Source organism: Actinorectispora metalli, from assembly GCF_056323685.1.
In genome coordinates this window covers 3,179,492-3,192,147 of record NZ_JBREYE010000001.1, presented here as the reverse complement: position 1 = coordinate 3,192,147, position 12,656 = coordinate 3,179,492, and the positions used below count along the sequence as shown (strand labels likewise).

The 12,656-nt window shown below is 70.2% G+C and carries 13 protein-coding genes; 6 read left to right on the top strand and 7 right to left on the bottom strand.

The window, feature by feature from the left end; all coding sequences use genetic code 11:
* Nucleotides 1-5 precede the first annotated feature (5 nt).
* The 5 genes from ACU6XJ_RS14990 to ACU6XJ_RS14970 form a co-directional block, all read right to left on the bottom strand.
* On the bottom strand, nt 6-725 hold the full coding sequence (locus ACU6XJ_RS14990; RefSeq protein ID WP_476311307.1) for an ABC transporter permease: 720 nt from the start codon (nt 723-725) through the stop codon (nt 6-8).
* Nucleotides 722-1,381 carry an ABC transporter permease gene (locus ACU6XJ_RS14985; protein WP_476311304.1) on the bottom strand — a complete coding sequence of 220 codons (660 nt, stop codon included), beginning with the start codon at nt 1,379-1,381 and terminating at the stop codon, nt 722-724. Before ACU6XJ_RS14985 ends, ACU6XJ_RS14990 begins: the two co-directional genes overlap by 4 nt.
* A complete protein-coding gene (locus tag ACU6XJ_RS14980) occupies nt 1,378-2,466 on the bottom strand; it encodes an ABC transporter ATP-binding protein (RefSeq protein WP_476314025.1) in 1,089 nt (362 codons plus the stop codon). Before ACU6XJ_RS14980 ends, ACU6XJ_RS14985 begins: the two co-directional genes overlap by 4 nt.
* A gap of 90 nt (nt 2,467-2,556) precedes the next feature.
* On the bottom strand, nt 2,557-5,718 hold the full coding sequence (locus tag ACU6XJ_RS14975; RefSeq protein ID WP_476314023.1) for an EAL domain-containing protein: 3,162 nt from the start codon (nt 5,716-5,718) through the stop codon (nt 2,557-2,559).
* A 720-nt stretch (nt 5,719-6,438) separates the two neighbouring features.
* Nucleotides 6,439-7,629, bottom strand: coding sequence for an NAD(P)-dependent malic enzyme (locus tag ACU6XJ_RS14970; protein WP_476311301.1), 1,191 nt, complete (start codon nt 7,627-7,629; stop codon nt 6,439-6,441).
* A 342-nt stretch (nt 7,630-7,971) separates the two neighbouring features.
* On the opposite strand from ACU6XJ_RS14970, the gene ACU6XJ_RS14965 reads away from it, so the two are divergent.
* Nucleotides 7,972-8,580: a dTDP-4-dehydrorhamnose 3,5-epimerase family protein gene (locus ACU6XJ_RS14965; RefSeq protein ID WP_476311298.1), complete on the top strand. Its 609-nt coding sequence runs from the start codon at nt 7,972-7,974 to the stop codon at nt 8,578-8,580.
* Here ACU6XJ_RS14965 and ACU6XJ_RS14960 read toward each other — a convergent pair.
* Nucleotides 8,577-8,888 carry a S24/S26 family peptidase gene (locus ACU6XJ_RS14960; protein WP_476311295.1) on the bottom strand — a complete coding sequence of 104 codons (312 nt, stop codon included), beginning with the start codon at nt 8,886-8,888 and terminating at the stop codon, nt 8,577-8,579. The genes ACU6XJ_RS14965 and ACU6XJ_RS14960 overlap by 4 nt on opposite strands.
* 146 nt (nt 8,889-9,034) lie before the next feature.
* Between ACU6XJ_RS14960 and sodN the strand changes: the two genes are divergently transcribed.
* From sodN to ACU6XJ_RS14945, 3 genes are all read left to right on the top strand, one after another.
* Entirely contained in the window at nt 9,035-9,445 is a 411-nt protein-coding gene (gene sodN / locus ACU6XJ_RS14955) for a superoxide dismutase, Ni (protein WP_476311292.1), read from the top strand.
* A gap of 73 nt (nt 9,446-9,518) precedes the next feature.
* Nucleotides 9,519-10,121: a histidine phosphatase family protein gene (locus ACU6XJ_RS14950; protein ID WP_476311290.1), complete on the top strand. Its 603-nt coding sequence runs from the start codon at nt 9,519-9,521 to the stop codon at nt 10,119-10,121.
* Nucleotides 10,122-10,141: 20 nt separating this feature from the next.
* Nucleotides 10,142-10,621 carry an N-acetyltransferase family protein gene (locus ACU6XJ_RS14945; RefSeq protein WP_476311287.1) on the top strand — a complete coding sequence of 160 codons (480 nt, stop codon included), beginning with the start codon at nt 10,142-10,144 and terminating at the stop codon, nt 10,619-10,621.
* A gap of 67 nt (nt 10,622-10,688) precedes the next feature.
* Here ACU6XJ_RS14945 and ACU6XJ_RS14940 read toward each other — a convergent pair whose 3' ends face one another.
* On the bottom strand, nt 10,689-11,087 hold the full coding sequence (locus ACU6XJ_RS14940; protein WP_476311284.1) for a hypothetical protein: 399 nt from the start codon (nt 11,085-11,087) through the stop codon (nt 10,689-10,691).
* 107 nt (nt 11,088-11,194) lie between these two features.
* On the opposite strand from ACU6XJ_RS14940, the gene ACU6XJ_RS14935 reads away from it, so the two are divergent.
* Nucleotides 11,195-12,115: a diacylglycerol/lipid kinase family protein gene (locus ACU6XJ_RS14935; RefSeq protein ID WP_476311281.1), complete on the top strand. Its 921-nt coding sequence runs from the start codon at nt 11,195-11,197 to the stop codon at nt 12,113-12,115.
* Nucleotides 12,116-12,343: 228 nt separating this feature from the next.
* Complete coding sequence (locus ACU6XJ_RS14930) at nt 12,344-12,598, top strand: WhiB family transcriptional regulator (protein WP_476311278.1); 255 nt, start codon at nt 12,344-12,346, stop codon at nt 12,596-12,598.
* Nucleotides 12,599-12,656: the final 58 nt, after the last annotated feature.

Here is a 12,656-nt window from a genome sequence, read left to right as displayed (position 1 = left end):
CTCCCTCAGGTGGTGTGAGCTTCCGGCTCGGCAGCGGTGGCGCGGACGCGCCTGCGGCGTGCGCCCGGGCGCAGGCCGGGTGAGACGAGCAGCCACTGGATGCCGACCAGCACCAACTCGACCAGGACGGCCAACCCGGCGATCAGCAGCGCGCCCGCCGCGGTCTGCGGGTAGTCCCGGACCGCGAGTCCGTCGATGACGAACCGGCCGAGCCCGCCGAGCGAGACGTAGGCCGCGATGGTGGCGGTGGCGATGACCTGGAGCGTGGCCGAGCGCAGCCCGCCGAGGATCAGCGGCAGCGCGATCGGGAACTCCACCCTGCCGAGGATCTTGCGCTCCGGCATGCCCATGCCGCGGGCGGCGTCCACCACGGTGCGGTCCACGTTGCGGATACCGGCGTAGGTGCCCGCCAGCAGCGGCGGGATGGCCAACACCACCAGCGCCAGCGTCACGGGCAGCAGCCCGATGCCCATCAGCAGCACCAGGATGATCAGCAGGCCGAGTTCGGGCAGCGCCCGCAGCCCGTTGGCCAGGCCCACCGCGAGGAAGCCGCCGCGGCCGGTGTGGCCGATGAAGGCGCCCAGCGGGATCGCGATCAGCGCCGCCAGCCCGACGGCGAGGCCGGTGTAGGTGAGGTGCTCGACCAGCCGCACCGGCACGCCCGCGGGCCCCGTCCAGTGCACCGGGTCGGCGAACCACGCGATCACCTGGTCGACGACGCTCATGCGGCGGCTCCCGACGGTTGGCGACCCGCGCGGCTCCACGGGGTGAGCAGCCTGCCGATGAGCAGCAGCAGCCCGTCGACGGCCAGCGCGAGCAGCACGATCAACACCACGCCGGTGACGATCTCGGCGAAGTTGGAGCGCTGGAAGCCCTCGGTGAGCAGGCTGCCCAGCCCCTCGATGCCGATCAGCGCGCCGACGCTGGCGAGGCTGGTGTTGGATACCGCGGCAACCCGCAGTCCGGCGATGAGCACCGGCACCGCCAGCGGCAGTTCCACCGCGGCGAACCGGCGCAGCGGGCGGTAGCCCATGGCGGTGGCCACCGCGAGAAGCTGTTCCGGAACGGCGCGCAGGGCGTCGTTGACCGAGCGGACCAGCAGCGCGACGGTGTAGATCGTCAGCGGCACGATCACGTTCAGCGGGTCGATGATCTTGGTGCCGATCACCAGCGGCACCACGACGAACAACGCGAGCGAGGGAATCGTGTACAGCACCCCCGCCAGGGTGACGATGAGCATGCCGAGTGTGCGCAGTCGGCTGGCCAGCCAGCCGAGCGGCACCGAGATCAGCAGTCCCAGCACAACCGGGACCAGCGCCAGGACCAGGTGGATCCCGGTCAGCCGGAGCACCTGGTCGAGGTGGTCGGCGACCCAGTTCATGTGGCGGCCTTGACCGCGCCGATGCGGCGGAGCACGTCCTCGGCGGTGACCACGCCCGCGTAGCGCCCGTCCTCGTCGACCACCACGCCCTGCTCGGACGGCGAGGACAACGCGGCGTCCATGGCGCCCCGCAGCGCGGTGCCCCGCTGGTAGAGCGAGCCGCCCGCGACCAGCCTCTCCACCGTCACTTCACCGTCCGCAATGGACCCCGGTGGCAGCCAGCCGCCGGGCCGCCGCTCCTCGTCAAGCACCAGCACCCAGCCATCGTCCGGGCCGTCCACGTCCCCGGTGTCCAGCCGCACCGTCGACACCTGTCCGATCGGCAGGCCGTCGGCCTCCACGAAGGACAGTGCGCGGTAGCCGCGGTCCTTGCCGACGAAGCCCGCCACGAAGTCGTCCGCGGGACTGGCCAGCAGTTCGGCGGGAGCCGCGTACTGGGCGAGTCGGCCGCCGGTACGGAACACCGCGACCTTCTCGCCGATGCGCACGGCCTCGTCGATGTCGTGCGTGACGAACACGATCGTCTTGTCCAGTTCGGACTGAAGCCGGAGCAACTCGTCCTGAAGGCTGTCCCGCACAACGGGGTCCACGGCGCTGAACGGCTCATCCATCAGCAGTACCGGCGGGTCGGCGGCCAGCGCGCGGGCGACGCCGACGCGCTGCTGCTGCCCGCCGGACAGCTGCGCCGGGTACCGGTCGCCGAGCCCCGGCGGCAGCCCCACCAGTTCGAGCAGCTCACCGGCCCTGGTGTGGGCCTTGCGCTTGCCCCAGCCCAGCAGCAGCGGCACGGTGGCCACGTTCTCGAGCACGGTCCGGTGCGGGAAGAGCCCCGCCTGCTGGATTACGTACCCGATCCCGCGGCGCAGCGCGGCGGGTGGCTGCGCGGTGACATCCCGGCCGTCCAGCAGGATCGAACCCTCGGAGGGGTCGATCATGCGGTTGATCATTCGCAGCGAGGTCGTCTTGCCGCAGCCGGAGGGGCCGACGAACACCGTGATGGTGCCCGCCTCCACCGTGAGGCTCAGGTCGTCGACGGCCACCGTGCCGTCGTCGAAGCGCTTGGTCACCGACCGGAACTCGATCAACGGCGCCCCCTGCCAGTCGTCGTTGACCAAGACCCTAGCCAACCGACCCGACAATTGCCCGTTTTTGCTGTTGTTCCGATGGGGTGCCGCTCAACCCGCCCGCGGTACGCCCAGCGGGCCGCGTTCGAGCAGCGCCCGGAAGTCGCGCAGCGGCAGTGCGCGGGAGAACAGCCAGCCCTGATAGGCGTCAACGCCGACACCGCGCAGGACGTGGAACTGGGTGGCGGTCTCCACGCCCTCGGCGACGCAGCTGCGGCCCATGGCCCTGGCCATGTCGACCACGGCGCGGGCCACCGCGAAGTCGGACGGGTCGTTGCCGACACCGGAGACGAAACGGCGGTCCACCTTGACGATCTGGGCTGGCAGGTCCTTCAGCCGGGCCAGCGAGGAGTAGCCGGTGCCGAAGTCGTCCACCGCGAACCGCACGCCGCGGTCCACCAGCTGACCCATGGCGTGGCGGGTCCGCGATGGCAGGTCGACCAGGCTGGTCTCCACCAGTTCCAGCACCACGCGGTCCCAGGCGATGCCACTCTCGGCCACCGCGGCGGTCACCGCGTCCACGAAGTCCGGGTCGCCAGGCACCAGGCCTGCGAGGTTGACCGCGACGGCCACCGGTCGGCCGTTCGGGACCGGCCACATCGCGGCCTCACGCAGCGCGGTGCGCAGCACCCAGCGGTCCAGTTCACGCAGCAGGTCGCCCTGTTCGGCCACCGGCAGGAACACATCCGGCGCGAGCAGGCCGCGGTCCGGATGCGGCCAGCGGACCAGCGCCTCGGCGGTGGTCACCGTGCCGTCGGAGGCCACCACGGGCTGGAAGTGCAGGGTGAGGCCGTCGCGGGCCAGCGCGTCCCGGAGCTGGCCCTCCAGGTGCACCTGCCGGTCGGCGGAGGCCATCAGAGCGGCGCTGGCCAGCGCCACCCGGCCCGCGCCGCGGCGCTTGGCCTCGAACATCGCGGCGTCGGCGAAGCGCAGCAGGTCCTCGCCCGCGGCCTGGCTGCCGTTGGGTACGGCGGCGCCGATCGAGGCGGACACCCGCACCAGCTGGCCGTGCACGGGCACCGCGGTGCGCAGCAGGGTGGAGACCTTGGTGGCCAACGCGTCCACGCCGCCCGCCGCCTCGATATCGGCGCAGATGATCACGTACTCGTCGCCGGACAGCCGCGCCGCGGTGCAGCCCGAGGGCAGACCGCCCTCCAACCGCCGCGCCAGCGCGACCAGCAGCTCGTCGCCCGCGTCGTGGCCGAGGGAGTCGTTGACGCGTTTGAAGTTGTCGATATCGCAGAACAGCACCGCGACCTTGTGCGCGTCCGGGCCGTTGAGCAGCTCGAGCAGCATCTCCTTGACCGCGGCGCGGTTGGGCAGGCCCGTCAGGTCGTCGTGGGTGACCTGGTGCCGCAGCGCCTCCGCGGCCCGGCGCCGCTCGGTGATGTCCTGGAACACCACCAGCCAGAAGCGCCTGCCGTCGTCCTGCACCGAGATCGCGATGTGCAGCTCGCAGTAGATCGGCTCGCCGTCCGCCCGGCGCAGGATGCGCTGCGGGATCTTATAGCTCTTGTCGCCCGCGGCCATGATGTGGCCCGCGGCGCGCATGCTCTCGGTGGCGTTGTCCGGGTGCGTCAGCTCCTCCGACGTCATGCCGCGAAGCTGCTCCACGTCAAAGCCCAGCAGCTCGCACAGCGCGTCGTTGGCCTCGACCAGCCGCTCGGCGTGGTCGAAGATGCCGATGCCCACCGGCGTGACGTTGACCAGGTCGGAGAAGCGCTGCGACGACCGCTCCATGCGGCGTTCGGCGGCGCGCTGCTCGGTGACGTCCTGGGCGCTGCCGACCAGGATCTTGCGGCCCTGCTCGTTGCAGATGACCTCGCCGTGGCAGCGCACGACGCGCTGGGTGCCGTCCGGGCGGATCACCCGGTGCTCGCAGTCCACCGGCACCTTGTCGATGGCGAACTGCTGCCAGACCTCGTCCACCCACACCCGGTCGTCGGGATGCACCAGCTCCAGGTAGGTGCCGTAGGTGGTGGGCATCTCCGAGGACATGCCGTAGATATCGCACAGCATCTCCGACCAGACCGAACGGCCGGTGTGCGGATCCCACTCCCAGGTGCCCAGCTTGGCGACCCGCTGCGCGTCCTCCAGCCTGCGCCGCTCCTCGCGAAGCTGGTTCTCCAGCGTGCGCTGCTCGGTCACGTCCTGCACCGTGCCCTGGACCCGCACCAGCCTGCCCTTGGCATCGCGGGACGCCTGCGCCCGGCAGACGAAGATCCGGCCGCTGCGCTCACCGCGGGCCTCGAACTCGAACGTCTCGCCGTCCTTGGCCTTCGCGATCTTCCGCTGGAGTTCCTTGAGCTCGGCTCGGTCGTCGGGGTGCACGCCCGCGAGCAGGTCGTCGCCGGGGGCGATCCCGTACTCCGCGTAGAGGCTCTCCATGGCTTCACTGCGGTGAATGCGGTGCTCCACCGCGTCGTAGCTCCAGCTGCCGATCTTGGCCAGCCGCTGGGCCTCGGCCAGCCTGGCCTTCTCCTCGGCCAGCGCGGTCTCCACCCGGTGCTGCTCGGTGATGTCGCGGGCGTAGCCGGTGATCCTGGTGACCCAGCCGGTCTCGTCGCGGATCACGTTGGCCTTGCCGGTGATCCAGTGCACCTGACCGTCGGGGTGCACGACCCTGGTGCGCAATTCGATCGTGTTGGCGTCCGGGTCCTTGATCGAATCCCGCCACAGCCTGGCCACGCCCTCGCGGTCCTCCGGGTGGAAGACCTTGAGCGCCGCGTCGACGCCGGGCTCGACGCTGCCTGGCTCGTAGCCGAGGATCCGGAAGTGCATGGGCGTCCAGTAGGTGGCCCCGTTGGTGCCGTCCCACTCGAACGGCCCGAGCAGCGCGACCTCCTCGACCTCTTCGCGGCGCCTGCGCTCGTGCAGGAGTGCCTCCGAGGCCGCGACCAGGTCCGAGACGTCGATGAACAACACGATGCGCTGATCGCCACCGGGCACCGGCCAGCCCGCCAGCCGCACCGGCGTGGGGTCGGCGCCCACCCGCAGCAACCGGGTGTGACCGTCTGATTCGGTCACCAGGTCCGAGAGCGGGCGGTCGATGAGGTCGGCGGCTGCTGCCACGCCCGTCAGCGCGAGAAGTTCGTCGTTGACCTCGACGATCAGGTCATCGGCCGTGCAGCGCACGGCGGGCGCGTCGGGCAGGGACACGGCGGACGGCGGCGGACTCACCTCGGCCACCGCGAGCGGGTTCTCGGTGTTCATGCTCGACCCCGCGATGGGGTCTTCGGAAGTGATGCTTGGCCTCGCGGGCGGGTCTTCGGTGCCGATGCTCGACCCCGCGAGCGGGTCTTCGGTGTCGATGCTCGACCCCGCGAGCGGGTCTTCGGTGTCGATGCTCGACCCCGCGAGCGGGTCTTCGGTGTCGATGCTCGACCCCGCCAGTGGGTCCTCGGTTCTCGATCCCGTGAGCGGATCGTCGGTCTTCCTGCGTGCCACCCGCACCCGATCGCCTTTTCCTGCCGAGTGGACCGCGGCCGCCTTCTCGCGTGCCCGCAGCACGCTCAGCACATCGTCGAGCACCTCGGGCGTGCGCCCGGCTCGATCGGAGTGCTCGGTCACGGTTCCATCCTCCCCGCCTGACTCGGCTCGGGCAGCAGGGAGACGTGAGCTTTCTGCCCTAGCTCAGCGGCAGAAACAGCCTGGACGCCGTCCCGACCCGCTGCTCGACCGATTGAGTGACGGTACCGGCTTTGTGGTCTATGACCCAAGTGCCCGCGAAACGGAGAAATACTTTCCTCACATGACAACGCCGTTGAGCAGCCAAATGTTTCGTTTCACCCAGTGGCATTAGTCTGGCAGATTCCACCGAACGGGTTAACCCACACGGCGGGAACCTGAAGGGGTGGCACCTTACTCACGGGGTGGACACGTAAAGAGACCGCTCCACCCGGTGATCGGCGGAGCGGTCTCTTCAGGAGAAAATCAGGCGACGCCGTCCCTGCGGGCCGCGGCGGCCACCGCGGCGCTGACCGCGGGGGCGACCCTCGGGTCCAGCGGGCTGGGCACGATGCGGTCGACGGCGAGCTGGTCACGGGCCACGTCGAGGATCGCCTCGGCGGCGGCCAGCTTCATGTTCTCGGTGATCCGACGGGCTCCCGCGTCCAGCGCCCCGCGGAACACCCCGGGGAACGCAAGCACGTTGTTGATCTGATTCGGGAAGTCGCTGCGGCCGGTGGCCACGATCGCCGCGTGCCGGGCGGCGGTCTCCGGGTGGATCTCCGGGTCCGGGTTGGACAGCGCGAACACGATGCCGCCCTCGGCCATCGAGGCCACCAGTTCCTCGGGCACGGTGCCCGCGGAGACGCCGATGAACACGTCGGCGCCCTTGAGCGCGTCGGCCGGTCCGCCGGTGAGGCCGCGCGGGTTGGTCGCGGCGGCCAACTCCTGCTTGATCGGGTTCAGGTTGTCCCGGCCCGCGTGGATGATGCCGCGCGAGTCGAGAACGGTGATGTCCTCGATGCCCGCCGCCAGCAGGATCTTGGCGCAGGCCACACCTGCCGCACCGGCCCCGCTGATCACGACCTTGAGCTCGGCGGTGTCCCTGCGCAGCACCTCGCAGGCACCGCGCAGCGCGGCGAGCACCACGATGGCCGTGCCGTGCTGGTCGTCGTGCATGACCGGGCAGTCCAGCGCCTCGATCACCTTGGCCTCGAGCTCGAAGCAACGCGGGGCGGAGATGTCCTCCAGGTTCACCGCGCCGAACGAGGGCCGCAGCCGGACCAGCGTCTCGACGATCTCGTCGACATCGGTGGTGTCCAGCACCAGCGGGATCGAGTCCAACTCGGCGAAGGTCTTGAACAGCGCGGCCTTGCCCTCCATCACGGGCAGCGAGGCGCGGGGGCCGATGTCGCCGAGGCCGAGGACGGCGGTGCCGTCGCTGACCACGGCCACCAGCCTGCTGGTCCAGGTGTACCGCTCAGCAAGAGCCGCATCGCCCGCGATGGCGCGGCTGACCCGCGCTACACCCGGCGTGTACGCGATCGACAGCGCGCGCTGGTCGTTCAGCGGGGCGGTTACGTGGATGCCGAGCTTGCCACCCTCGTGCCCGCTGAAGATCTCATCATCGGTGAGTTCGCTACTTCGAACGTCCGCGCTGTCGTTCACGATCGTCACGGCGTCCCTCCTCGTCTCGGAGTACTTGCCGGTGCTCAGGCACCGGCCCGGGCGAGGCGCCCGCGTCCGGCTGGTCAGCCGACAGCGGCAGGGCGTCTGCGGCCCGCTGGTGCGTTCACCTCGTTGTCGGGCGTCGCACCGAGCGGACGCTGCGGTCCGCCCAGTGTGTCAGCCCGATCGCAGTCTGTCTGCGGCAGGGATCACAATCGCAGAAGTCGATCGTGAACCTATCTACCCACGCTCAACACCTGCTCAAAGCCCCTGTCACGACAGCCGCGAAATCCCATTCGGCCAACCGGCCCGCATGGTGGGCGCGATAGGGCCGGGAATTACCCTGACGCCGTGCAGGTCCGCGAACTCTCCATCCCCGGTGCCCTCGAATTTCTGCCGCGTGTTTTCCCCGACGACCGCGGCCTGTTTGTCGCGCCGTTCCAGGAGACGGCCTTCCGTGAGGCGGTGGGCCGCCCCCTTCGGCTGGGGCAGGCCAACCACAGCGTGTCCCGCCGCGGCACCATCCGCGGTGTGCACTTCGCCGACGTCCCGCCGGGGCAGGCCAAGTACGTGTACTGCCCCCGCGGCGCACTGCTGGACGTGATCGTGGACATCCGGGTGGGATCGCCCACCTTCGGCCACTGGGACGCCGTCCGGCTGGACGCGGTGGAGTACCGGGCGGCGTTCCTGGCCGAGGGCCTCGGCCACGCCTTCCTGGCGCTCGAGGACGACACGGCCATGGCCTACCTGTGCAGCGAGGGCTACAACCCCACCGGCGAGCACGGCATCAGCCCGCTGGACGAGGCGCTGGGCCTGCCCTGGGCGGAGCACCTCGCGGGCGTCGAGCCGATCATCTCCGACAAGGACCGCATCGCCCCCACCCTCGCCGAGGCCGAGCGGGCAGGCCTGCTCCCGCACTACGACGACTGCCTCGCCTGGTACGACAAACTCCAGGCCTAAGTCCGGGACCGGACACGGCCCGGGCGGGGCCAGAGGCGCAGGGGGACGACCGCGACCACCCTGGCCGGGGTGTGCTGGTAGGCGTCGGCGGGGGCGAAGGGGTTGTCGCCGCGGACCAGCCAGCCGCCTTCCGCGGCGGCGATCGCGCGCTTGATGGAGAGTTGGGCGTCCCGAGCGGGCCAGCGGACGAGCACGACCTCACCCGCGCGGGGTTCGCGGCCGAAGACCGCCAGGACGAGGTCGCCGTCAGACAGGGTGGGGGACATGGATGGACCACGGACCCGAACCCTGCGTAGTGGCCAGTCCACCCGCACACCTCCCCGGGCGTGATTGCCGTACGTGCCCAAAATATTCCCGCTGCGCAGTGGATCACCTCCAACTGGCAGGCCGGAGCCCGACGAGTAGGGTCGCGTGCGTCGGAGCATTCACTGTCAGGGAACTACTGGGAGGAACGATGCGACTGTTGTCGCGCATCCTCGGCACCCGCCTGGAGGCCACCGCGCACTGCGACCTCCCGTGCGGTGTGTACGACCCCGCACAGGCCAGGATCGAGGCCGAGTCGGTCAAGGCCATTCAAGAGAAGTACCAGACCAATGAGGACCCCGAGTTCCGCCAGCGCGCCATCGAGATCAAGGAGCAGCGCGCGGACCTCGTGAAGCACCACCTGTGGGTGCTGTGGACCGACTACTTCAAGCCGCCGCACTTCGAGAAGTACCCCGAGCTGCACGAGCTGTTCAACAAGGCCACCAAGGCCGCGGGCGCGGCCGGTGTGAAGGGCTCCAGCGACCCGAAGTCGGGTCAGGAGCTGCTCGACCTGATCGCCCAGATCGACAAGATCTTCTGGGAGACCAAGCAGGCCGCCTGAGGGCTGTGAGTCGATGGCGGGCGGGTCCGACGGATGTCGGGCCCGCCCGCCTCGCAGCACGTAGGCTGAGCGCGTGAGCTCCCAGCGCGCCGTGTACCTGCTGCGGCACGGCGAGACCGCGTGGTCGGCCACCGGCAGGCACACCAGCCACAGCGACATCCCGCTCACCCCGGACGGCGAACAGCAGGCCAAGGCCGTGCGGACGCTGCTGGCCAGGGTGCGGGGCGACGAGCCGTTCGCCGCGGTGTGGACCAGCCCGCGCGAACGGGCGTGGCGCACCGCCGAACTGGCCGGTCTGGACATCACCGCCATCCGCCCCGAGCTGTCCGAGTGGGACTACGGCAGCTACGAGGGCATCACCACCCCGCAGATCCGCGAGACGGTGCCCGGCTGGACGGTGTGGACGCACCCCACCCCCGGCGGCGAGACCGCCGAACAGGTCACGGCCAGGGCCGACACGCTGCTCGCCGAGGCCACCGCACTGCTTGCCGAAGGCGATGTGGTGCTGGTCGGACACGGGCACTTCAGCCGGGTGCTGATGGCCCGTTGGATCGGGCTCCCCGCGACCTCGGGTGTCCATTTCGAACTGAACGCGGGCAGCCTGAGCGCCCTCGGCTTCGAGCGGGAGGCACCGAGCATCAGGCACGCGAACCTGCCGTCTTACCCTGTGCTCTGACCAAGGAGCTGGGAGGCCAGGTGCGGGACAACGCGGTCCGGCGCATTGTCGAGTCCGATGTGGACGACGTGGTGCGGCTGGTGCACGAACTTGCCGAGTACGAGCGGGCGGCGGACGAGTGCGAGCTGACCTCCGAACAGCTCCGCGCCGCGTTATTCGGGGAGAACCCCAAGTTGTTCGGCCATGTCGCGGAGCTGGACGGCCGGATCGCCGGATTCGCGTTGTGGTTCCTGAACTTCTCCACCTGGCGTGGGAGGCACGGCATCTGGCTGGAGGACCTCTACGTCAGCCCGCAGCACCGCGGCACGGGCCTCGGCCAGGCGCTGCTGAAGGCGTTGGCGCAGGAGGCGGTCGAGAAGGACTACGGGCGGTTCGAGTGGTGGGTGCTGAACTGGAACACGCCGTCGATCAATTTCTACAAGTCGCTGGGCGCCAAGCCGATGGACGAGTGGACGGTCTACCGCCTGGCGGATGAGGAACTGGCCGAACTCGGGGCCTGAGCCAGGACGGCTCGACCAAGCCTGCGGACGGGAGTGGACGGTCTACAGGTCGCTGACTCGCCCTGAGTCAGGACGGCTCGGCGCTGTCCGGGTCCCAGGCCCACTCCCGGCTCCGCGGCACGAACAGCAGCACGACCACGCCCACGCTGAGCAGCGCCAGCGGAAAGCCGTACTCGGGGCGGGAGGACGGGCCGAAGGCGTACCAGGCGACCCCGAGCAGCAGTAGCTGCACCACGACGGCGGGGGTGCGGGCCCACCGCCTGCCGCGGAGCAGGCCGATGCCGACCGCCAGCACGCCCGCGCCGATCAGCGTGTAGTACGCGGCCTCGCCGAGCACGTCGGAGGGGCGCTGGGCGCCGGTGAGCGCGCGGTAGAGCAGGGCGCCGACGAAGATCAGGCCCGCCAGCCCCTGGAGGGCGACGAGCAGACCTGCGAAACGGACCGGGCGCGGGGCAACCGTGGACACGGCGGGGAGCTTAGCGACCGCTGCGGAGGTGAGGTGCACCACGCGGAGCGCCTATGGCGATGGCCGGGATGGCGTCGAAAAGGCATAGCCGGCTTACGCTGCCAGGCGTGCGCGCCCTCCTGGTGGTGAATCCGCAGGCGACGTCGACCACCGTCGCGGGTCGGGACGTCTTGGCTCACGCGCTCGCCAGCAACGTCAAGCTCGACGTCGTCGAGACCGAGTACCGCGGGCACGCCGCGGACGCCGCGGCGCAAGCCGCGCTGGACGGGGTCGACCTGGTGGTGGCACACGGCGGGGACGGCACCGCCAACGAGGTCGTCAACGGCATGCTCAACTGCGAAGGGCGCACCTCGACGCCGATGCTGGGCGTGGTGCCCGGCGGTTCGGCCAACGTCTTCGCCAGGGCGCTGGGGCTGCCGCTGGACCCCGTCGAGGCCACTCACCGACTGTTGCAGGCAATCGAGAACGGGCGCAGCCGCACCGTGGGACTGGGCACCGCCGACGGGCGCTGGTTCACCTTCAACGCCGGTATCGGCTGGGACGCCGATGTGGTTGCCAGGGTGGACCGTCGCCGCGGCAAGCAGGCGACGCCCGCGCTGTATCTGCGGATGGCGCTGTGGTCGTACTTCCGGCTGGAGCACTCGCATCCACGGCTGACCGTCGAGCTGCCCGGCGAGCCGCCCGTGCCCGGCCTGCATCTGGCGTGCGTGTCCAACACCGACCCCTGGACCTACCTCGGTCCCCGTCCGCTGCACATGAACCCGGGCAGCAGCTTCGACAACGGGCTCGGGGTGACCGCGTTCCGCAGCGTCGCGCTGGCGACCGTGGTGGCCCAGCTCGCTCAGATCCTGCGGACCAGGCGCAAGGCCAACCCCAGCGGGCGGAATGTTCTGCGCCGGGACGACGTCGAGTGGATCCGGGTTCGCAGTGAGCGGCCGATGCGCGTCCAGGTGGACGGCGACTACCTGGGAGAACGCTCCGAGGTGGAGTTCCGGTCGGTTCCCCGAGCACTTCGCGTAGCGGTGTGACCCGACCGTGACCGTCCGGCAGCGGCTCTGCTGCCCGTCGTTCAGCGTGCAGTAACGCAGCGAATCTGTTACAAAATTTCTATCGATCATTCGGGTGAGTTCTCTCACCGGGTTGGCGATGAACCCTTGACTTTGTCGTCGTTCGTGAAAGCATTCACAAGCACCCAGCAGCCCGAACTACTACTTGGCGCGTGCCCCGAAACCACGTGCCTAGCGAGGAGCAGAGAAATGGACTGGCGCCACCGCGCGGCCTGCCGAGACGAGGACCCCGAGCTGTTCTTCCCCGTAGGGAACAGCGGTCCGGCGCTCCTGCAGATCGCCGAGGCGAAGACCGTCTGCCGTCGCTGCCCCGTCATCTCCGACTGTCTGACCTGGGCTCTTGATACCGGTCAGGATGCTGGCGTATGGGGTGGCATGAGCGAGGACGAGCGTCGTGCGCTCAAGCGTCGCAACGCGCGCACGCGGGCCCGGAGCGGCGCCTGACACGGCGCTTTCCGCGAGACCCGAAGGGGCCCGGCACCGAAAACGGTGGCCGGGCCCC